Origin of the sequence: Comamonas composti DSM 21721 (genome assembly GCF_000429845.1) — a bacterium.
GTDB classification, from domain to species: Bacteria; Pseudomonadota; Gammaproteobacteria; order Burkholderiales; family Burkholderiaceae_C; genus Comamonas; species Comamonas composti.
Map to the genome: position 1 here is coordinate 188,704 of NZ_AUCQ01000012.1, position 21,817 is coordinate 210,520.

A 21,817-nucleotide genomic window follows, 5' to 3' on the forward strand; every position below is an offset into this window, starting at 1 on the left:
ACCTGTGGCGCCTTTCACCGGCTCCATAGAGTGCGCAAAGGCGGGACGCAGACCGCACGGGAGCACGACAAACCCAGTCAACCAGGTCATCGCCTGACTTGGCTTGACATGACGCCCATGGCGCAGTGCCATCGGCTGTCACAAGCATCCATCTGCACCCCACCAAGACCCGCAGCACACTCAAGACACATCGGCGCACTCTACGCTGACGCACTTGGATGAAACCGGGGATGAGCTGCAAGCAAAAGAGGCTTGGAGCGTGCTGACGATCTCTGCGCTGGCGCATCGGAGTGCAAGCAATACAACAACACGAAAAATCGCCCAACTTCGCTCAATCCTCGCCATCACCCGGCAACGCCCCTTGTTGCGGAGCACCTCTTTTCATGCGCCCCAGCCAGGCAGCCCTCTCCATGGCACACCCTCAAGGCATTTGCAAAGCCTCAACCTGGATTCCCCATTTTGATCCGGGTCATTGTTTGTATTGAGAATCAAAATCATTAACAATCACTAACAATGCAATTTGTTTTATTACAAAAATAAACAGAGAGATTCTTTGATGCTTCGATTCCTTTGGGCTGCGCCGCTTTTGAGCGCAGCCATGGCTGCGCATGCCGCCTCCGCAGATACGGCTCCTCCACAAGACCCCCCGCCCTCCCTGGCAACGCCTCAAGCCAATTGGGATTTGCGTGCCGGGGTTCCGGTACACGAGCAACTTGCAACCTGGGCCACCCAGGCCGGCTGGCAGTTCAGCTGGCAGCCGCGCGTGTCCTGGCGCGTTGCTGCGCCCAGCCGCTTCGAAGGCAGCTTCGAGGAAGCAATTCAGCAAGTCATACAGGGCCTGTTCTTTGAAGGCAAGCCTGTTCGGCTGGTGCTGTGGGAAGGCAATCATGTCGCAGAGGTGGTTTCGCATGACGTTCGCTAAACACGCCATTGCAAGCCTGATCTGTGCAGGCGGCCTCAGCGGCTGCGGCACCATCAGCAGCATCGATAAAGGTATCGACAAGGAAACAACCGTCATCGAGGACATGCAGCAGCAATTGCGATCCAGTTCGGCATCGACTGCCGTGCTGATGCGCAAGCGCATGAAAATCGCAGGCGAAGAGGTCGCCTTGCGGGCAGAGACCATGCTCCCTGCAATTTTCGACACTCCCATTCTTTACTCCACAGGCGGCCAGCGCCTGGACGAAGTATTGGATGCACTGTCTCGCCAAGCAGGCATTCCGGTATGGCTCACGGAGTTCGCCTCTGAAAGTGGCGGCAACAGCTACCAGACCCGTTCGGATGCAGGCCAGGGACGTATCCAGATCCAATTGCAGTGGAATGGCACGCTACGCGGCCTGTTTGACCACCTTGCACAGACGGCCAAGCTGCACTGGCGCTTCAACGAAGGCCGCGTGGAATTCTTCCTCTACGAGACACGTCACTTCTACGTAAACCTGCCTATGGGCTCACGCACCATGACATCCCGCATTTCGGGTTCAGGTCGAAGCTCGTCGGGCACAGCCGCCAACAACAACAACGCCAATGCCGGCACGGGCGACATCAGCATCAACACAGGGGATATGACGATCAACCCCTACAGCGCGCTAACCCGCACGATCACCGCCATGTTGATGGAAGACGATGGCCGCGCGGAAATCGTTGGCAGCAATGACATGGGTATGAGCGGTAGTCAGTCGGCTGCCAACCGGGTCTCAGTCAACGAAGCGCGCGGCACAGGAGTCACACAGCAGCCTACCAGCAGTCGTTCGGGTCGCAGCCGCGTGGTTGTCACCCCCGAAATGGCCATGATCACAGTCACGGCTCCGCCTACATCCCTGGACCGGATCGCCGACTACATCACGCGTGTCAACCAGCGTTTTTCCAAGAACGTCATGATCGATGTGAAGATCTATGACGTATCACTCAACGAGCAGGCATCGGCCGGCTTCTCTGCCGATCTTCTCTACACCAAGCTGGGCTCCTACGGTGTACAGGTGGCTGGCGGCTCGATCGGCATCCTGGGTCCCACCCAGGGCGATGTGGATGCACTCACAGCCCGCAGGGCGGCCGCTGCGGGCTCCAGCCAGACGACCACCAGCATCACCACCGACCCGCTTACCGGTATGCCCACGACCAGTACCACGACAACCAGCACGCCAGGTGTGATTGCGCCCTCGGTCTCCCGCTTCGCTGGCTCGACCGCCATGGCGCGCGCTTTGCAGACCTTTGGCAAGATTTCAGCGATCACATCAGGCCAGGTCATGGCCGTCAACGGCCAGCCCGCGCCACTGCAGATCGCCACGGAGGTCACCTACCTGGCCTCGACGTCGACGACCGTGGCGAGCAGCAACACCTTGCTGTCAAACAACTCGGGCGCCGTCACGCCGGTCGCCACCTCTCTGACTCCAGGCTCCGTGGTGGTCGGCCTCACAGCCAACTTCCTGCCCCAGGTGCTGGGTGACAACCGCATCCTGCTGCAGTACCAGTTGACGTCTTCATCGCTGGCCGGCATGTCCACCGTGAGCAGCGGCAACTCATCCATTCAAACACCTACCGTGTCTTCGCAATCGCTGCAGCAGCAGGCTTTCGTACGCGATGGCGAGGCCATCGTATTGTTCGGGCTCGAGCAAACCGCATCGTCCCTCACGGGCGGACAGTCGATTCCCGCCAACGTAGGCCGCGACGCCAGCAAGTCGCGCACCCTGCGGGTCATCATGCTTCAGATCTTCGGTGGAGGCGACAGTGCAAACATCTGAATACCGACTTTGCCACTGGCTGATTCCCCTGATGCTCGCCTTGACGGCAACAGGAGCCCAAGGCACCGAGCAGGCATCCTGGCTTGACGAGATTGCCACCATCGATGCCCAGACCCAGTTGCTGCGCAAGCGTGAGGAACTGCGCGGCCAGTTGGAGAAAACGACAAGCGGTGTTCTCGCATCCCTGCCCTCGGTGATTTCCGTCATCGTGAGCAATGGCCGCCCCCAAACGCAGTTGCACTTTCCCTCGGGCCGAGTCAGCTATGCAACCGTGGGCACACAGATAGCGCCCGATGTGCGCATTGCACATATCAACGAACATGGTGTTGAGGTCAGCATCCAGCAAAGCAAGTCTGTCCGGCGAGTCCCCCTGACCTTTGCCACACTGCAGTCGCGCTTCCCACATCTGTACGGCCCTGGCGGCGAGGATCTGAGCAAGAACGCGAGCTATCAGAACCTGATCCTCCCCGAGCCACCGCGCGTACAGATTACCGCCCCAGTCAATCCTGCGCCGGCTTCACCCCTGCCTCCTGAAATGCGGCCGGTGCGGTAATGGTTGCACTGCAAATCGAAGACCGGTGGTACGCACTCGGTCTGGAGTGGGCTTTTGCCGATGATGAACAAGAGCTCCGCCAGACCTGGCGTGCAAGCGCGCCGCTGGCCGTCATCAGTCTTCCAAGCGAAGACGGACTGCTCTATGGAGTCGCCAGCTCCGACACATCCGACAGCGCCAAAAGCCCCATTGGCTTGAGTGCAGCAGCGTTGCTGGTTGGTCAACTGCTGCCTGACGCCCTGGTTCACCACCGCCTGCCCAACGGCAGCATATGGCTGTGCGTGGTGCGCGATGGACTGCCTCTGCCCGGCAGCGACTGCGTATGCAGTGTCGAAGAGGCAGGTGCAGCCCTTGAGGAAATACAGGCCTACCAGCCGGACCTGCCGCGCATAGGATCATTGCCGGGATCGATCCAGGAGCTCCCGGCGCTGCTGGCCAGCGCACCTGCGAAGGTGCTGCGCCGCACCTTGCTGCGCAGGCCTCCCCGGCCTCTTTTGCGCCGTTTGCTGCTGCTTGCCATCGGCTGCGCCTGCCTGCTCTCTCTGCTGATCTGGCAGCATCTGGGAAAGCGCCACCAGCCTGCGCAGCAGGCTGCTTCCGGCCCCATGCCTGAACTGATGCCCGATCTTGCCGCACTGCGAACGCAGCATCAAAAGCAGGTCGACCAAGCCCTGGCCAAGAGCAGGCATGAGTTGCGCCAGCAGGTCGGCTTCATGCCGGTCGCCAATCAATGGCTGCAAACCGTGCGGCAACTGCCGCTGTCCGTCGGCGGCTACCGCCCGCGCCAGGTCGACTGCAGCCCTGAAAGCTGCCTCGTCGAATGGGATTGGTCTGCCGAGACCTTCGAAGTGTCGGCCCTCAGCCGGCTCCCGGGAGAGCTCCAGCCTGCGGCCACGCCCGCCGAATATGCAACCGTGGCTCGCACACGCATTGCACTGGCGCCCGTTTCCAAGCAGTCTTATGAGCCGCTCACGGGCCATGCACTGGATGAAGCCTTGCTCAAGCTGCGCTCAAGCACTCACCGCTACGGCGGCCGCGCCGATATCAGCAGAGCCAACCAGACGATTTCCGTCTCCTTGCCTGCGCCTCCTGCTGCGCTTGAGGGCAATGCCTCGGCAGCGCCTCAAAGTCAGGTCATAGGCCAGCGCGGCCAGGTACGTCTGATGGTTGCAGGCTGGGCACAGACACAAAAGGTTTTGCAGGTCATGGGGCAATCGTCTCTGCTAATTCCCGAGCGTGCAGTCATTGCCTTGAACCAGAGCAATGTCACCTTGCAGGTCGAGGCGCGCTACATCACATCCCAGGGTCACTGAAATGAGCACCGCTTCTTCAATGCCCCTCGAGACAGTGGGCGTGATTCAGCATCTGTCCGATGTTCCGCGTGGCCAATTGCACCAGGAAGGCCTGCCCCCCGAATGGCGCGAGCGCTTTGCCGTGCTGCTGGACAGCAGCCACGCACTCGCCCATGTGCTCACCTGCGAAACCGCCATGGGAACAGCCGCAATGTATGAATTGCGGCGGCGTCTCCTGGCCTTGCCCGGGCTTGCCAATGTCCGCTTCATGCGGGCTTCGCGGGAAATCATCAAGCTGACGCACCAGCGCGCCGAACCAGCGACAACGACCGGATTCGACCAGCACGACGCCACCAGCACGGAGCAGTTTGCGCACGACCTGATCGAGCAGGCGCTGATGCGTTCGGCCTCGGACATCCATATCGAGACACGCACAGACCATGCAGCCGTCTACCTGCGCATCAACGGCCGGCGGCAATTGCTGAGCAATATCGCCTTTGAGTCCGCACGTGCATTGGGTGTGGTGCTGTATTCCGTGCATGCAGACGCCAGCTCCAAGGATGTCACCTGGGACCCGCAGCAGGTCATGGACGGAGCCATCGAGCACCGCACAACCCATGGCCTGCATGTGCAACTGCGCTTTTCATCGGCGCCCATCTTTCCCTCGGGCAACTTTCATATCGTGGTGCGCCTGCTGATGATGAGCACCACCGACCGCCAGATCGATGATCTTGGCTATACGCCCGAGCAGATGGCCACGCTGGAGGCCATCACCTCCGACCTGTCTGGCATGGTCGTCCTGTGCGGCCCCACGAACTCAGGCAAGAGCACGACGCTGCAGGCCCTCATGAAGCGCATGCACTCGCGGCTTGGCGAGACCATCAAGATGATCACGGTGGAGGATCCCGTCGAATATGTGATTCCCGGCGCCTGCCAGATCGGCATCTCGCGCAAGCGCAAGACATCGGTGGATGAGCGCACGGGCAGTGCATTCACCACCTTTTTGCGGGGAACGCTGCGGCAGGACCCCGACGTGGTGATGGTGGGAGAGATCCGCGACCTGGATTCGGCCGCCGTGGTCAAGGACCTGGTGCTGGCAGGGCGCAAGCTGCTGACCACCTTGCACACTTACTCGGCCACCTGGGCCTTTGTGCGATTGCGCGAGCTTGGCGTGCCGCCCGAGCTGTTGACCATGCCAGGTTTTATCTCGGGCATTGTCTACCAGCGTCTGGTTCCCGTTCTGTGCCCGCATTGCTCCCTGCCGCTGCACAGCCCACAAGGCCAGGCTCGCCTGCCTGAAGGCACGCTCACGCGTGCCCTGGCTGTCTGCCACGAGGGCGAACACCCGGCCCGCGTACGAGGGCCAGGCTGCGCCGAATGCGGGCACAGCGGCATCTCGGGGCGCACGCTGTGCGCCGAAATGGTGATCCCCGACCGGCACATGCTGGGACTGATTGCCCAGCAGCGCTTCCTCGAAGCCGAGCAGTACTGGCACGAGCGAGGCCATCTGGATGTGGATGGGCTCGGCGTCGATGCGCTGGCCCATGGCATACAAAAGCTGCGGGCCGGATGGGTCGACCCCCAGGATCTTGAAAGCAATGTCGGTCTTTTGCGCCCCCTGGTTGCGTCCGCCTCATGAGCAAGAAATTCAACACCCTGGCCAGGCTCTGGCAGCGCCTGCGGCGCACCAGCGAGCATAGGGCCGACTTCTACGAGCTCCTCGGCCATTTCGTTACCGACGGGCTTCCCCTGTTCGAAGCCCTGCGTGACATCGACCTGCAGTACCAACGCACCGGCCAGCCCATGCGTCATGTGACAGCGCGAGTACTGCGCCGTCTGCGTGGCGAAGCCGGGCGCGCCTATACCTTTGGAGCAGCACTCGAAGGCGAGGTGCCTGTGGTCGAGGCTCTGGCCGTGGCCAGCGGCGAAGAGGCTGGCGATCTCGCCCAAGGCCTCTACCGCGCGGCCATGGTCTGCCGCAACAACGGACAGATCGCCGCGACCATGCGCCAGGAGCTGGCCTACCCGGTGTTTCTGGCCCTCATGTTCGCAGCGCTCATGATGGGCATAGCCTTCTACGTAGTCCCCATGCTCAGCAGCGTGCTGCCGCTGGAGCGCTGGCCTACTGCGGCACGCTGGATGGCCCGCCTGGCCAGCGCCACGCCCTGGCTGCTGCTGACGGGGGCAACCCTCGTGTTCGGCTTCCTGATCACGTTCATGCTGACGCGCAGCCACTGGACCGGGCCTCTGCGCTCGCGCCTGGACAAGTGGGTCTTCCCCTGGAGCCTGCACCGGCGCATCACCGGAGCACTGCTCATGGCAGCCATTGCGACCCTGATACGCATCGGCATCCCTTTTTCGCGCACGCTGGAAAGGCTTGCCCACACTTCCGGCCCCTGGGAGGCCCAGCACCTGCAGCGCATGCGCGCCAGACTGCGCCGCGGGGAGCGCGAGGGCGCAGCCCTGGCGACCGACCTGTTTGACGACGAGCTGCGCTGGCAGATCGAGCTCTATGGCCGGATGACCCATTTTTCCGAAGGACTGGAAAAACTCGCCGCGCGCTCCGTCGCCCAGACACAGGCGGCCATACGCCGCGCCTTCGCAGCCCTGCGCGTGCTGCTGATGATAGGCATTGCAGTCCTGATTGCCTGGATTTACGGCTCCTTTCTGACCATCACCATGGCCGCACGCGCCGTCAACGGGTGATGCCCGGACACCTTTTGATCACCAATGAGGAAAGACCATGAAAATTCAACGCCAACGCATCTCCAGCCTGCATCAGCGAGGCGTCACCCTGACGGAGACACTTCTGGTGCTGGCCCTGGCAGCCGTAATGGCTGCCGGTGCCTACCGCGCCTACGCCTCGGCAAGCAATGACGCGAAAACTTCCGAGCTCGGCAACGGTACCGTTGCCCTGATAGGCAAGATCAAACAGGTCTGGGGAACCGACGGCAACTACGTCTCACTCAAGCCCGAGACCCTGGACCGGGCCGGCATTTTGCCGGCTCAGTTTCGCACCAACCGGGACGGATCGAATCCCGCCACCGAGATTCGCGATACCTTCGGCAACACCATCAGCGTATACGGCCAATCTGGCTCCTTCACTCTGGGCTTTGAAAACCTGAGCCGCGACACCTGCTCGACACTGGCGACCACGCTGGCCTCACTGGCCTTTCGCATTCATGTGGGCGCGGGGGCACGCAACAGCGATGGCTCCATTGCCCCCAGCGGAGGCCGTGCATACAAAGGCCCGACCGTGACAGCCATCAGCGGCCTGGATACCGAAGCCCTGGTGATGGCCTGTGACGATGCCACGCCCGCGAACCGCCTGATCGTGGCCGAAGTCCGCTGAGCACTGCCGAATTCATGCTGCAAGAGTTGACCGATCTTCACCTGAAGACCTCGCGGCTGGAGGAGTCGATTGTGTTCCCCGGTCCGCGCCCCCTGCCCGAGGCCTATGGAGCCGAGGTCCGGTTGCTGCTGCACGCCTGCGAAAAAATGGCCCTGGACGACTTCACCATACAGTTGCAGGGGGTGACATGGCGCGGACGACGTGACCGCCATGCGGTGGACGGACTGTGGTACCGGTTGCGGCGCATGCCCATGCAGGCGCCGCAGCTGGAGTCCCTGCCATCGCCTCTGCCACCCATGTGCCGCAGCATGCTGCTCTCCCCAGCACTGCTCGATGGCGGATTGATCTACATATGCGGATCAGCCGGCTCGGGCAAGACCACCACGGCCTCGGCCACCGTGGTCTCACGCCTGCACCAGTTCGGTGGTGTGGCCTACACCATTGAGGATCCACCGGAGATGCCCCTCAATGGCTGGCATGGCAAGGGCTATTGCTCGCAGACCTGGGTCGGAGGCGAGCGGGCCTCAGACTGGGCAGAGTCTTTTCGCTGCGCCCTGCGCTCCCAGCCGGCAGCCACGCACCAGATGCTGTTTGTCGGAGAGGTTCGCAACGCCGATAGCGCCCATGCCATGCTGCGCGCGGCCTCTAACGGCTTTCTGGTGATTGCCACAGGCTTTGGCAGCGACCTGGTGTCGTCCGTGGATGCACTGCTGCGCATGGCCGGAGAGAGCATGGTGAACGGCATTGCCAACATGCTGCGCCTGGTCGTCCATCAACGCATCATGGCAAGCCAGATGCAGTCCTCGGTCCTGGCGTCCAAGAGCAGCAGCAGCCCGGTCGCAGCGCGCATACGCGCTGGCCAGCTCGTGCATCTGGCCAGCGATATCGAATATCAGCAGATGCTGGCCGCGCGAGGCCAGCATCTGCTGGACAACTGACGAAAGCCGCATCATGTTCATGCAAATCGTCGTTGCCATGCTGGTGCTGATAGGCATCACATTCTCCGTGGTCGTAGGCGACCGCGAACAGCCGCCGGCCGAGCGCTCGGCCCAGTTGGAACTCGATCAGTTGCGCAGCTTCGCCTTCTCCGTCGACCAATACCTGGCTGCGCATGCCGATTTCGAAGGCTCGCTGAGCTGGTCCGCCGAGTCCTCACAGCAGAGCATCCAAGCGGCTCATACAACGCCAATGGCCTTGCGCGAGGTCCGCTTTCCCGAGAACTGGCGCGCCGTGGTGAAAGACATGGACTACGTGCTGTGCGCCCCGATATCGGAGGCCGCAGCCGCCCTGCTGGCCGCGGACATGCCGGACAAGATCAGCGGCCACAGCCTGCGCGAAGGCACGCCATCACCACAAGCCCCGGCCGCAACCCTGGTCTTTGCCAGCAGTGAAGACACCCTGCCTGGCCCGGACAACTCTTCTTCACCCATCCATCAGTGGGCACTCGCATGCAGCATCTGAAATGGCATCTAGGCCAGCACTCCAAGCCACCGCTGAAGCGGCAGCACGGCGCCACCCTCGTCGAAGGCCTTCTGGCTCTGGCAATTTCGGTGGTCATGATCTCCGCCCTGGTCTACCTGCTGGTAGATGGCCAGACCGAGATGCGCGCCAAGAACGAGGCCCAGCGCCTGACCGCATTCCAGCGCGTCGCTGCACAGTACTTCACTGCCGAACGCGAAACGCTGCTCGGCGCCATGGATGCCAGCACCCAGGAAGAGCACGAGGCAGCAGCCCTTGCCTGCCGCATCGCCGTGCCTGCATCGGGCGAAGGTGGAACACCTGCCTACAGCAGCGAAAAACACACCTGCATGGTCGACGCCAGTTTCCTGCGCTCCAGGGGCCTGCTGCCTGCCGGCATGAGCGATACCAATGCCTATGGAGAAAAACTGATCGCCATTTTCCGGCGCATCCGGGAAAAGAATGAACAAGGGCAATGGGTGCTGTCGGACAACGTGGACATGGTCGTGCTGCCGGTTCTTGCAGAAGGTCTCAGCTATACCCAGCATGAAAGCCGGCATGCCGAGAATCTGAGCACCGCCTCCATGATGGGCTCCACCGGCGGGGTCATCCCCGACCGCGATCGCGGCAACTGCAAGGCCGAACGCTCTTCGACCACTTACGAGATCTGCGGCAATGGCTGGCGCGTGCAGCTTGGCGACTTTCTGACCAGCGATCAGCTGCAAGCCTTCTCGGCCCTGCTTCCTCAATAACGCCCAAGATGGATATCTGAGTCATGCGCTTTTCATGCCTTTCTCTGGCCTTGCCTCTGCTTTGCACCGCAGGCCCTGGCCTGGCCGACACCCTGGTCGTCGTACCGGGGAAAAATACAGGCTTTTTGTACACCGGCGCCGAGCAAGCGGGCAGCAAGGCCGCCACACTCTCTTTGTTCAAGCAAGGAGGCTTTACCGCCTACCGCATAGAGAGCGAGCCACCCGGCATGCTTTGCGACGAAAACTGCGGAGAGCGCATGGCCAAGGTCAAAAGCGGACCGCTTGTGCTGCGCATCATCGGCAACAAGCCCACGCCTGGCGTGACCATTCCGCTCAAGGGCATCTGGAGTGCGCCCTGCGCGAATACCTCCACACCCAGCAGCACCTGCGACCTGGTGGCGAGCAATGCCGGCATGCAAATCACGGTGGACGTGGACGACAAGCTGGAGATGGGCACGGAAATACCCCTGCCCGAAGGCGGCAGCGCGCTGTATGTGCAGACCAGCCCTTCGGGCCACCATGTGGTGACGAGCGCGCAGGTGGAGCAGGGCGGTCCCTATGCCTGGCTCCACCACACGCCTTCGCGCATTTCGGGACTGGGCATAGACAATCCATCGGACGGCCCTGGCAATACCCTGGAGCTGGCTGCAGCCGGCTCGCCCGCAGCCAGCCGCTGCGCGGCCAAACAACCCGCAGGAGCCTGGTATCTGCCGGCCCAGGAAGAGCTCAAGGTGCTGACCTCGGCGGTACAGAAAAAGATTGCCGGCTTCAACGAACCCTGGTCGTCGACGGAATACGGTTTTTCCCACAGCAACAAGAGCAGCGAGCGTTCCTGGAGATATGACGTCTATTACGCCCGAAGCAGTGGCGGTACGACTTATGGCTCAGCCTACGAGTACAAGGAAAAGCTCGACAAGAAAAGCACCGCCTGGTACGAGAGCTCGAACTACACCACCACTCGCGCCGTGCTGTGTTTCAGGCGCCTGCGCTACTAGTGCCCTGAAATAGAAGTTCGCTGAACCAGCCTCAAGTTCAGGACGCCAGAACCCCGTCGAGGCTTGCCTGCGGCGGCAGTCCAGTCCGGGCCTGGGCCGTGTGCAGCCCGACCCCGACAGATTTCAATCGGAGATTTCATGCCAAGCCTTCATCTATGGCGGCCGGGGCTGACCGCCCTGTGCGCTTTTGCATCGCTCATCCCCATGACGGCAGCAGCCCAGACCATACGCGCAGTACCCGGCAGCAGTGCCGGCTATCTGTACTTTCCCGCCACCTCGGGACCGAGCACCGGCAAGGTTCAACTGGGCATCGTCAAGACCGGTGCCTTCATCAACTACACCGTCGTCTACAAGAAGTCGGGCGAGAGCACATCGACAACGGTATGCCCTGCAGGTGAGATCACTTGCAGCGCCATGCTGCCTGTGGGCATTGTCAAACTCGAGCTCCAGGGCCAGTTTGCTCCGGGGCTGCCCATCAGCGGAGCCGACTGGAGCGGCGACTGCGTGACCTCCGGCCAGGCCGAGAGCTGCTCCGTGAGCCTGACGGCAGGCACGGCGCGCGAAGTGCGCGTACAGGCAAGCTGCGATGGCTCGCCCACCACCCTGGGCGAAGGCGGCAATGCGATTCCCGTGCTCTGCGTCGGGCTGGCTTCCAATGGAAAAGAGTTGCTGCTGGCCGCCCACCAAAGCCTGGGCAGTGCCAAATACAACGGCCCTGAAAAGCAGGTGTGCGGCAACACCGACAGGGAAGACGGCCGCGCCAACGCCGAGAAGCTGACGGGCAATTGCCAATCCGCTGCCGCCAGCTACTGCACGAATCTTGCGCTAGGCGCTCACTCCTGGTATCTGCCCGCGATTGACGAGCTGGCCGCGCTGCGCAATCCGCCCAGCGAGCTCAAAGATCAGTCCGTCTGGTCCTCGACGGAGTACGACCGCAAATATGCCTACTACTACCAGCTAGGGAAATCGTCGAGCAGCGAGAAGAAATACAAATACTCCTATTCGCAACTGTGCTACACACGCATCACCCTGGGTATGAACTGAGCAGGCCAGCAGGCCTGCAGGTGGTGCAAAGAGCGCCCACCCTCATCGGATGCCGGCCTGCCCTGGCCCTTGTCATGCTGGCGCTGAGTGCGCCGGCCCAGGCCTATCCGTTCACGCTGCTTCCCGCCGGGGCCAGCCTGAGCCCCTTGCTGGCCGCCATTGGCTTGAGTCTGCTGCGCCGCAGCTGGCTGGGCTTGCTGCTCTCGGCATGCGTCATGGCGCTCATGCTGGTGCTCGATGGCGGGGAGTTGCTGCGGCAGGGACGGAAAATGCCTACCGACGGCCGCATTCTGCAAACCCAGATCCAGCAAGCGCGCCTGTTGGCGGCCTTGCGCGCTCCCGAACCCTTGGCGGAAAAAACGCTGGATGCCCATGCCGTGCTTAAGGGCTCGCATGGCCCGCTGGTCTTTGTGAACAAGGGCGCAAGTGCCAGCTCTCGCGGCCTGTCGCTGGAGCAGATTGCGCGCGATCCCCAGGCGCTGCCAGCCAACGCCTTGCTGCTTTCCGAAGCAGGCGGCCAGGCCAGCCGGGCTGCTGCCGGACTGTCCGGCCGCTCCTGGGTGCAGGGCGGCCTGGACGGACTGCTCGCAGCCCAGAAGCCCGATGCCGGCCCCTTGCTCCAGACACTGCCCCTGTGCCGTCCCGGTGAATGCGTGCGCGTCGCCGTGCTGAGTGGCGACAGCCCGCGCTGGATGGGATACGAGCGCGGGCTGTTCGAGCATGCCCTGAGGCTGGAGGACTTCTTTCTACCCGAACATGCGCCCTGGTCCAAGCTGAGGCAGCTTTCAGGAAATGGCCGCATCCCCCTGGTCTTTGCGATGCTCGAACCGGCCCACCCGCAGCAGCCCGCACAGCTGCTCAGCTGGATCAAGGCCCAGGGCATGAGCCATCTGCATATGGTCAGCCACCGCGTGGGCGGCTACTACCACGACCACTACCCTTCGCTGTCCCCCGAAACCATGCGGGCCTTCTACGGCAGCTTCAGACGCAGCCTGCCCGCCGGGCAGGCCGAGGCACTGTGCGCGCACGACGTGGTGCTGGTCACCTCACTGCACGCCAACGACCTGGCCGTGAGCCGACGCCCCCAGGCCATGGATGGCTGCAGAATCATCAACCTCCCTGCCGAAGGGCTGCTGCCTCAGGAAATCGATGATCTGGTGCAGGCGCAAAAACCCCTGCTGCAACTGCGCCTCGGCCGCGTGCGCTATCTGGGGCTGTATACCGATCAGATCGGCTTCAATGCCTTGCAGATGCTGCGCGAATCCATGCTGCGCCACGGACTGGCCTGGATTGGCGAAAGCTTTGGCTATGAGCAGGAGCGGCCCTGGACCGGGAAGATGGCCCTGGCCTACGACGCCCTGGCCTTGAAGATCTACCGCGCCCTCTACCCGAATGGCGGGCTGATTCCTCTTTCACACTGGCTGATCGCCACGCTGGCGGCGGTGCAGATCCTGGCCTATGTTCTCGGCGGCCTGACCCACCGGGGCCTTGCGGCCCTGTGCTTTGCGAGCCTGCTGGCCACGGCCGGGCTGGCCCACCATCTCTGGTACTACTTTCCCGTGCATGCCGGCTCCCGACTGGCCGGCACCTCGGGCAAGGTGCTGGAGCTGTTCTCGCAAAACCCCTATCCCATGCTGATCCTGGCGCTGATCGCAGGGGCGGCCACGGCCTTTTTGCGTGAGCGCGCGCGCCGCCCCTCGAACAGCAAGCATGGCGGCCTGCGCCAGCTCGCCCGGCTGGGCCTGAAGACCCCATCGGGGCGCATTCTGTCGAGCGCCAAGGCCGGTGCAGCCGCGCGTGCGGCTGCGCGCACCGGCTACCCGGCCATCTTTCGCTCCAACGAACAGCGCCATGAAAACCATGCGGCCCGCACCATGGGGGCCTACGCAAGCCTGGTCGTCCATACCCAGGCCGACCTCGCCCGGCTGCCGGCAGCCTGGGCCGCCATGGCCGCCACGCCAGGCTCCCAACCGGCCTTTCTGGTACAGCCCTTCATGCATTTCGAGACAACGGGCGTGGTCCGCACCGGGCTCATGCATCAAGGCCGGCCCCATGCCAGGGTAGAGTCCTCAGCGCTTGCCGAAGGCGTTACCGGCAACCAATCCTCCCAGGCTCAGAGCCGGCTTCTGAGCCTTGAGCACTGCCTGTGCAGCGAAGAGCCGCTGTTGCGTGATATCGCGCGCATCCACCAGGAGTGGCCCCAGCCCCTGCTGCTGGAGTTCGGCCTGCATGCGGGCCGGCCCGTCTGGCTGCAGATGCAGCGGCTGGAGCACAACCCCCTGCTGCTGTTCGAATCGCCCGAAGACGGTGGCTTCTCGCCCTCGCCGCTCGCACAGGAGCTCGACACCACGGCGGCCGGCACGCCATGGCTGCTCTCCCTGATGAACGCCTCCGTGCCCTTTACGCAATGGCGACTGCTGGATTCACAGATTCTCGAGCGCCGCCGTGCCCTGGCCGTATGCGGCAAGGCCCTGGCCCACTGCCTACCCTGGTCAGGCTGGCTATGGCTGGCCGAGCAGGCGCTGCGCCGCACCCGCCAGCGCGTCCATGCCGCGCCACCTGCAGGCTGCGACCTGCAGCGCAGCCTGCGCCAGGCGCGGGCGCTGCTGCTCATCGATGCACTGGCTCTCGCACGCGGCCCCTCGAACAGCGCCTGTGCCTGGGCCAGCGACGCCCAGGTCGCACATGAGCTGCAGGCCGTGACTTCACCTTATGCGCAGTTCGCCAGCCTGGGTTCCCTGATCCGGCGCGACACGCCACCAGGGCCCACCGCCCCCGCCACGCAGGCGCGCAGACTGCGCACCAGCTTTGCGGTACGCGAGAAGCTGCGGCAAGCCATGACCTATGCGCTGGCACATCTGTCCTGCGCCCTGCAGGCCCAGATGCAGGCCCAGGGCCTGCCGCCGCAGGCGCTGGGCCTCTTGACCCTGGACCGGCTGGATAGCGCGGGGCTGCGGCCCGACCCGTCCCTGCTCCACAGCCGACCAGACAGCACCCTGCACGCCACGATGATTCCCGGCTGGAAGGCCTTGGGCAGCACGCGGATCAGCATAGACAGCCCTGAAGACATTCGCGCAGCATGCGAAAGCCTCCAAGGCATCAGCGATGCCCTGGTGATTGCACGCCAGCCCTGGCTTGGGCTGTTTTCCCTGGCGCCACATGCGGCCTGCTTCCAGATCCTCTCGCCCGTGCATCACAACAGCCATTTCATGCAGCGGGCCCAGGCCGAAGGCATGGGCGTGCTGCTCGGCCCCCAGCCCCACTCCCATTTCACCTCTTCATAAAAAAGCCTATCTCATGAACATGCGTCACGCCCTCTTGGTGCCCCCCTCTTTGCTGGCCATCTGCTGGACCACTCCCGTGCTGGCCGCCGACCTGAGCCTGTCGATCGATCTGCCGCGCCTCAAGCACCGGCCCTACGTGGCCGTGTGGATCGAACGTGAAAACCGCGAACACGCGCTGGAGCTGGCACTCTGGCACGAACAAAAGAGCAAGAAAAAAAAGAAGAGCGGCGAGGCCCGGCACGACAAATACCTGCCCGATCTGCGTCACTGGTGGCGCAGCGGGGGCAACCAGGTCGATCTGCCTGTGGATGGCGTGACCGGACCCACCCGCCCCGGCGGCCTGCACACGCTGGACTTCAACAGCAGCAACGCCCCGCTGTCCCGCCTGCCCGCGGGCAACTACCGCCTGGTGGTCGAAGCCGCGCGCGAGGATGGCGGCGACGAGACCCTGAGCTTTGCACTGCCCTGGCCGCCCGGTTCTGCCCAGTCGCAAAAGCAGGAGGGCAAGCAGGAGCTGGGAAGCGTCACGCTCAGCGTGAAACCATGAGCCAGCGCCGATCCGCCTTCGTCCTGGCCGCGCTGCTCATGCTGCAGGCCAAGACCTGGGCTGCGCCGCAAGCCGACTGCTTTCAGGAGGCTGCGCGCTACCACGGCGTGAGTGCCGCCGTGCTGCGCGCCATTGCGCGTGTCGAGTCGAACTTCCAGCCACAAGCGGTGGCGCACAACCGCAACGGCTCCACGGACATCGGCATGATGCAGATCAACTCCATCCATCTGGACGAGCTGGCTCGCTGGGGCGTACAGGCCGCGCACCTGCACCAAGCCTGCATCAGCATCTATGTGGCGGCCTGGCATTACCGGCGCCAGGTGGAACACTACGGCCACACCTGGCTGGCCGTCGGGGCCTATCACTCGCGCACGCCCAAGTACCGCGATGCCTACGCTGCGCGTGTGCGCCAGGCCTTGCGCGATCCCCGGACCCTGCTTGCCAGCCAGCCCCTGGACCGGCCCGAGCGCTAAGAACGTGTTTACGATCTCTACGCTGCCGCGCCGCAAGGAGATCGTGAACACGCTCTAAGGCAGGTCCTTCATGGGCGCGGCCTCGTTCGTGGGCCTGGGCCCTACGCTGCCCAGGCGCTCGCGCAGCGACTGGGGCTGGCCCGTGATCAGGGCCGCGTAGTTGGTGGTGTTGGCCAGCACCTTCTTCACATAGTCGCGCGTCTCGGTGAAGGGCACGTTCTCGGCCCAGATCGCGGCATCGAGCACAGGGCCGTTGCGCCAGTTGCGCGGCCGGCCCGGGCCCGCGTTGTAGCCTGCGGCCGCCAGGGCCATGGAGCCGTCGAAGTCGTCCAGGGCGAGCTTGAGATAGGCGGTGCCGATGGTGATGTTCACATCACGGTCGTTGATCATGGAGGGCACGAAGTCCGTCATGCCGATCTTGCGCGCCGTCCAGCGCGCCGTGGCCGGCATGACCTGCATCAGCCCCGAGGCGCCCACGCCCGAGCGGGCATCCATGATGAAGCGGCTCTCCTGGCGTATCAGCCCGTAGACATAGGCCGGGTCCAGCCCGATGTCGCGCGAGCGCGCAAGCACCGTGTCATGAAAGGGCATGGGATAGCGCTGGCTCCAGTCCGCAAAGCTGCGCGTGCGCTCGCTGGTGTTGATGCAGCGATCCCAGATCTGGCGCTGGCAGGCGAAGTCGGCTGCGGCCAACAGCTCGCGCTCGCCCATGCCGCCGCTGTCGTGCATATTCGTCGCATAGTTCCATTCGCGCACGCCCTCGCTGCGCAGGCCTGCCTGTATCGCATAGAGGCCGCGCACCAGGCCCGGGTTGGCGCGCGCCCCAGCCTTTTCCTGGGCCGTGAGCGGCTCGGGCGCGGGCGGCACGGTGATGCGCAGGCCCAGGTCCTCCAGCGCCAGCTGCTCATAAAAGCCGCGCGTGCTGGCCACGCTCTCCAGCAGTTGCCGGGCCTGGATGCGCTCCGCCTCCCCGGGCCGGCCGGCCAGCAGGGAGCGCGCCTTCCAGTACACCCAGGCCGGGTCGCTGCGCTCATCGCCCATGGCGTCGATGCTCTGGCGCACGGTCTTCCAGTCGCCGGCCCGGAGGGCGGCACGCGCCTTCCAGCCCAGCAGATCGTCGTTCAGGTCGCTGTTCTTGCGCACCTTGGCAAAGTAGACCGCGGCCTCGGGCCTGAGGTTCAGCGCAGCCTGCTTGCCGACCACGCCCCAGGCCCAGTTGAGCTCCTCGGCCGAGAGCTTGGCGCCCCAGCCGCCTTCGAGCTGGCGCGCCGCGCCATCGGGGTCGCTGGCCGCCATGCGTATCAAGGCCAGCAGGGCCAGCTCCTTGGGCACGGCGCCACGCACCTTGGAGCGGCCCAGCAGGTACTTGGCCGGCGAGGCGAACAGCTGGGCCACATGCGGCAGGGCCTCGGGCGCGACCAGGGCCACGGCCTCGCGTACCACGCGCTGACGGTTGATCTCGGCCGCCTGGCGCGCCTTGCGCCAGACTTCGGCCGAGCCCATCTTCTTGGCCGCCACCATCTCGCCGGCCGCATAGGTGCAGCCGTCGTCATAGTCGCGCTGGGCCCACCACAGGTCGCGCACCTGGCGGCCCATGTCGGGCGCGCCCTGGCCCTTGAGGCTGTCCACGATCAGCGCGTAGCAGGCAACCGCCCGGTCGTCGCGCATGCGGTAGGCTGCATGCATCTGGTCGAAGCGCTCCCAGTCGCGGCGCTGGCCCAGCAGCAGCAGCCAGTCGTTGCGCAGCCTGTCCTCCTGATAAGTGCCGGCCCAGCGCGTGAGAAAGGCCTGCACCTCTTCGGCGCTTGCATCATCGAGCCTGGCCTTGAGTTCCCAGTACGCGGCCCAAGGTTCGAGGATGTGGTCGCGCGCCGAAGGCAAAAGCTGGCTCAGCTTGGCCTTGTCGTTTTTGCGGAAAGCCTGCTGCATTTGCAGCAATACTTCATCGCCACGGTTTTGCGCCAAAGCAGACGTGGCTGCGATGGTCCCAACGGAGGCCGCTACAAGCGGTGTCAAAATCTTCAACCAGTGCATGGAGGAAATTATCTGTGATGGACAAAACAGCCCTACGCCGTCGTCTGGTGGATATGCGCCAAAACCTTCCCGACCGCTTGCAGCGCGCTCATGCACTGCAGCAAGTCATGCGTTTTTGGCTTGTTGAAAGGCCAGATGCTGTTATAGGAGCTTATTGGCCCATCAAGGCTGAATTCGACCCCTTGCCCGCATTGCACCGCTGGAAAGAGGACGGCGAGCTGCAGGGCACGCCACAGCGGCGCAGGATTGGTCTGCCCGTGATCGACAAGCAGCACAAGACGCTGCGCTTTCATGCATGGTACCCGGGCTGCCCCATGGAGGAGGACGCCTACGGGATACCCAAGCCCAAGGACACCGAGATCATCAACCCCACGCTGCTGTTCGTGCCCTGCGTGGGCTATGCGGCCGGTGGCTACCGCCTCGGCTATGGCGGCGGCTTTTACGACCGCACGCTGGCCGAGCTCACGCCGCGCCCCTTCACCGTGGGCCTGGGCTATGGCTGCGGCTATATCGACGAGTTCGAGCCCGAGCCCCACGATCTGCCGCTGGACGCCATCCTCAACGACCTGGGCGTGGTCTGGCCCCAGCCGGGGCTGAGCGGCCTGTAGGTCCACAGGCTCTTCTCATCAAAAATATGAGCTGTTAGCACTTGTCCTGATTGGATTTCAGACTTTTTCATAGCCGAAATCCACGTCTAGCAAGCGCGAGCAGCTCCTGTTTCAATGCTTATGTCTGGCTCGCCCGCCAGCGCTGCCAGCCTTTGGCACGCAGCTCGCAGGCCGGGCAACTGCCGCAACCATAACCCCAATCGTGCAGCGTCTCGCGCTGGCCCTGGTAGCAGGTATGGGTGTCGCGGCGCACCAGCTCCACCAGCGCATCGCCGCCCAGCTCATGCGCCAGGGCCCAGGTCCGGGCCTTGTCCAGCCACATCAGCGGGGCATCCACGCGCAGCCGGCGCGCAAGCCCCAGGTTGAGCGCCAGTTGCATGGCCTTCATGGTGTCGTCGCGGCAATCGGGGTAGCCCGAGTAATCGGTCTCGCACACGCCCGTGACCAGCACCGTGAGCCCGCGCCGGTAGGCCAGGGCTCCGGCCAGCGTGAGAAACAGCAGATTGCGCCCCGGCACAAAGGTGTTGGGCAGGCCGTCGGCCTGCATTGCAAAGGCCACCTCCTCGGTCAACGAGGAGCCGCCGATCTGCTGCAGCACGTCCAGGCTCAGCACATGGTCGGGCCCCAGGCGCGGCGCCCAGTCGGGGAAGCCGCTGACCAGCTTCTGCCGCACCTGCTCTCGCACCTGCATCTCCACGCTGTGGCGCTGGCCGTAGTCAAAGCCCAGGGTTTCCACACGCTCGTACTGGCTCAGGGCCTGGGCCAGGCAGGTGGTGGAATCCTGGCCGCCGGAAAACAGCACCAGGGCCGTTGTGTGCGTCCCCGGCTGAAAAGAAGTTTGCTCTTGCATGGAGGCAGATTAAACCGGCTTGCGCGCAGATCCGTGCCGTACATGGTTTTTCGCCATTCCGCCCGAGGATCTGCGCAAGCCCTGCAGGCCCAGGACTTGAGCTGCATCAAGCAATGCCCCTGTGCGGCCCGGGCCGTCACAGGCCGTGGCTACACTGCGCCAGCCCCACAAGAGGCCGGCTGGCGGCGATACCAGGGCAGGAGAGCTGAGATTTGAAGAGTTTCGAGTTGCGCCCGCTGGGCCGGAAGGAGCGGGCATGCTGAGCATTCTTGCGGTGATTGTTTCCCTGGCCCTGCTGATGTTCCTGGCCTATCGCGGCATCACCGTGCTGCTGCTGGCCCCGCTGATGGCGACCGTCGCCGTGCTGCTGTCCGGAGACGGGCGCTGGCTGCTGCCACTGTATACCGACACCTTCATGTCGGCCCTGAGCGGCTATGTGCTGCAATACCTGCCGATCTTTCTGCTGGGCGCGCTGTTCGGGCGGCTCATGGCCGACTCGGGCGCGGCCAGCACGCTGGCCCACTGGATTGTGCGCACCCTGGGCAAGACGCGCGCCATCGTGGCCGTGGTCCTGGCCTGCGCCCTGCTCACCTATGGCGGGGTTTCGCTGTTCGTGGTGGCCTTTGCGATCTACCCGATTGCGCGCAATCTGTTCCAGGAGGCCGACATTCCCAAGCGCCTGGTGCCGGCCTCGATCGCCCTGGGCTCGTTCACCTTCACCATGACGGCGCTGCCGGGCTCGCCGGCCATACAGAACGCGATTCCCATTCCCTTCTTCGGCACCAATGTGTTTGCCGCGCCGGGCCTGGGCCTGATTGCCGCCGCCGTCATGCTGGGCGGCGGCCTGTTCTGGCTGCTGCGCCGCGCGGCCAGCGCCCGTGCCGCAGGCGAGGGCTATGGCGAGCACGAGGAAAACGAGGCCGGCGCCACCCACTCGCCCGAGCAGGCCGCCGCCGAGGCCGCGCGCCATGCGCGCCTGCCTCTGGCCCTGGCCCTGCTGCCGCTGGTGCTGGTGATCGGCATCAACGCCTTGTTCACCTACTGGGTGTTCCCTGCACTGGATCTGGGCTTTATGAATGAGCGTTTTCCCAAGCTCGACCCTGCCAAGCTCACGGGCCTGTGGGCACTGATCATCGCCCTGATCGTGGCCTGCGTGACGCTCATCGTGGCGCGCCTGGGCCACTGGCACGATCTCAAGACCACGCTCAACCAGGGCGTGTTCGGCTTCATGCTGCCGCTGTTCAACACGGCCTCGGAAGTCGGCTACGGCGCCGTCATCGCCTCGCTGGCCGGCTTTGCGCTGATCCGCGACGCCGTGCTGCGCGTCTCGGACAATCCGCTGATCTCCGAAGCCATTGCGATGAACGTGCTGGCCGGCATCACGGGCTCCTCCTCCGGCGGCCTGAGCATTGCGCTGCAGACCCTGGGCTCGGACTACCTGGAGATGGCCAGAAGCGCAGGCATCAGCCCCGAGCTGCTGCACCGCGTAGCCTCCATGGCTGCAGGCGGCATGGACACCCTGCCCCATTGCGGCGCCATCATCACCCTGCTGGCGATCTGCAAGCTCAGCCACCGCCAGTCCTATGGCGACATCGCAGCCGTGACCATGCTGTTCCCGCTGCCGGCCCTGGCGCTGGTGATTGCGCTGGGCACCTGGTTCGGCGCGTTTTGACGGCAAGGCGCCAGCGCCCTTGTCCTTTGACCCTTTTCCCGGGAGCGCTTCCACGCGGCAGCGCGCCTGCGCAGAGATCGTGAACACGCTCCAGGAAACAGTTTGTTGGCCGTTCACGCGGCGGATTCGCCTGAGGTAATCTAGCCGCTCCTCAGTCCCTGAAGA

19 protein-coding genes are annotated in these 21,817 nt (G+C 64.1%); 17 read left to right on the forward strand and 2 right to left on the reverse strand.

Annotated features, from left to right (window positions below; all coding sequences use genetic code 11):
* Nucleotides 1-520 precede the first annotated feature (520 nt).
* The 15 genes from G486_RS0108785 (at nt 521) to G486_RS21875 (ending at nt 16,488) form a co-directional block, all read left to right on the forward strand.
* Nucleotides 521-922 (forward strand): toxin co-regulated pilus biosynthesis Q family protein, encoded by a 402-nt coding sequence (locus tag G486_RS0108785; protein WP_156919957.1) that lies wholly within the window; start codon nt 521-523, stop codon nt 920-922.
* Entirely contained in the window at nt 909-2,738 is a 1,830-nt protein-coding gene (locus G486_RS0108790; RefSeq protein WP_027015211.1) for a type II secretion system protein GspD, read from the forward strand. The genes G486_RS0108785 and G486_RS0108790 overlap by 14 nt, the downstream gene beginning before the upstream one ends.
* On the forward strand, nt 2,725-3,291 hold the full coding sequence (locus G486_RS0108795) for a hypothetical protein (RefSeq protein WP_156919959.1): 567 nt from the start codon (nt 2,725-2,727) through the stop codon (nt 3,289-3,291). The genes G486_RS0108790 and G486_RS0108795 overlap by 14 nt, the downstream gene beginning before the upstream one ends.
* On the forward strand, nt 3,291-4,604 hold the full coding sequence (locus G486_RS0108800; RefSeq protein ID WP_027015213.1) for a type 4b pilus protein PilO2: 1,314 nt from the start codon (nt 3,291-3,293) through the stop codon (nt 4,602-4,604). The genes G486_RS0108795 and G486_RS0108800 overlap by 1 nt, the downstream gene beginning before the upstream one ends.
* A 19-nt stretch (nt 4,605-4,623) precedes the next feature.
* Nucleotides 4,624-6,222, forward strand: a complete 1,599-nt coding sequence (locus tag G486_RS21865; protein ID WP_051303327.1) for a GspE/PulE family protein — start codon at nt 4,624-4,626, stop codon at nt 6,220-6,222.
* Entirely contained in the window at nt 6,219-7,289 is a 1,071-nt protein-coding gene (locus G486_RS0108810) for a type II secretion system F family protein (protein ID WP_027015214.1), read from the forward strand. The genes G486_RS21865 and G486_RS0108810 overlap by 4 nt, the downstream gene beginning before the upstream one ends.
* A 37-nt stretch (nt 7,290-7,326) precedes the next feature.
* Nucleotides 7,327-7,935 carry a type 4 pilus major pilin gene (locus G486_RS0108815; protein ID WP_027015215.1) on the forward strand — a complete coding sequence of 203 codons (609 nt, stop codon included), beginning with the start codon at nt 7,327-7,329 and terminating at the stop codon, nt 7,933-7,935.
* Nucleotides 7,936-7,949: 14 nt separating this feature from the next.
* Nucleotides 7,950-8,873, forward strand: a complete 924-nt coding sequence (locus tag G486_RS21870; protein WP_051303329.1) for an ATPase, T2SS/T4P/T4SS family — start codon at nt 7,950-7,952, stop codon at nt 8,871-8,873.
* A gap of 13 nt (nt 8,874-8,886) precedes the next feature.
* On the forward strand, nt 8,887-9,396 hold the full coding sequence (locus G486_RS0108825) for a hypothetical protein (protein WP_027015216.1): 510 nt from the start codon (nt 8,887-8,889) through the stop codon (nt 9,394-9,396).
* Nucleotides 9,384-10,145 (forward strand): PulJ/GspJ family protein, encoded by a 762-nt coding sequence (locus G486_RS0108830; protein ID WP_027015217.1) that lies wholly within the window; start codon nt 9,384-9,386, stop codon nt 10,143-10,145. The genes G486_RS0108825 and G486_RS0108830 overlap by 13 nt, the downstream gene beginning before the upstream one ends.
* A 23-nt stretch (nt 10,146-10,168) precedes the next feature.
* Entirely contained in the window at nt 10,169-11,140 is a 972-nt protein-coding gene (locus G486_RS0108835; protein ID WP_027015218.1) for a hypothetical protein, read from the forward strand.
* A 138-nt stretch (nt 11,141-11,278) separates the two neighbouring features.
* Nucleotides 11,279-12,184, forward strand: a complete 906-nt coding sequence (locus tag G486_RS0108840) for a hypothetical protein (protein ID WP_156919962.1) — start codon at nt 11,279-11,281, stop codon at nt 12,182-12,184.
* A 74-nt stretch (nt 12,185-12,258) separates the two neighbouring features.
* On the forward strand, nt 12,259-15,468 hold the full coding sequence (locus tag G486_RS0108845; protein ID WP_027015220.1) for a hypothetical protein: 3,210 nt from the start codon (nt 12,259-12,261) through the stop codon (nt 15,466-15,468).
* A 13-nt stretch (nt 15,469-15,481) separates the two neighbouring features.
* On the forward strand, nt 15,482-16,015 hold the full coding sequence (locus tag G486_RS0108850; protein ID WP_034387011.1) for a DUF2271 domain-containing protein: 534 nt from the start codon (nt 15,482-15,484) through the stop codon (nt 16,013-16,015).
* Nucleotides 16,012-16,488 carry a lytic transglycosylase domain-containing protein gene (locus G486_RS21875; protein ID WP_084455143.1) on the forward strand — a complete coding sequence of 159 codons (477 nt, stop codon included), beginning with the start codon at nt 16,012-16,014 and terminating at the stop codon, nt 16,486-16,488. Before G486_RS0108850 ends, G486_RS21875 begins: the two co-directional genes overlap by 4 nt.
* Before the next feature lie 54 nt (nt 16,489-16,542).
* Here G486_RS21875 and G486_RS0108860 read toward each other — a convergent pair whose 3' ends face one another.
* Nucleotides 16,543-18,522, reverse strand: coding sequence for a lytic transglycosylase domain-containing protein (locus G486_RS0108860; protein WP_027015222.1), 1,980 nt, complete (start codon nt 18,520-18,522; stop codon nt 16,543-16,545).
* Nucleotides 18,523-18,539: 17 nt separating this feature from the next.
* Between G486_RS0108860 and G486_RS0108865 the strand changes: the two genes are divergently transcribed.
* Nucleotides 18,540-19,130, forward strand: a complete 591-nt coding sequence (locus G486_RS0108865) for a 5-formyltetrahydrofolate cyclo-ligase (protein ID WP_027015223.1) — start codon at nt 18,540-18,542, stop codon at nt 19,128-19,130.
* A gap of 118 nt (nt 19,131-19,248) precedes the next feature.
* On the opposite strand, the gene queC is transcribed toward G486_RS0108865, so the two are convergent.
* The gene (gene queC, locus G486_RS0108870; protein WP_027015224.1) at nt 19,249-19,980 is read right to left on the reverse strand and encodes a 7-cyano-7-deazaguanine synthase QueC; all 732 of its coding nucleotides are present in this window, start codon (nt 19,978-19,980) and stop codon (nt 19,249-19,251) included.
* A gap of 256 nt (nt 19,981-20,236) precedes the next feature.
* Between queC and G486_RS0108875 the strand changes: the two genes are divergently transcribed.
* Nucleotides 20,237-21,652 carry a GntP family permease gene (locus G486_RS0108875; protein ID WP_034387014.1) on the forward strand — a complete coding sequence of 472 codons (1,416 nt, stop codon included), beginning with the start codon at nt 20,237-20,239 and terminating at the stop codon, nt 21,650-21,652.
* Nucleotides 21,653-21,817 lie beyond the last annotated feature (165 nt).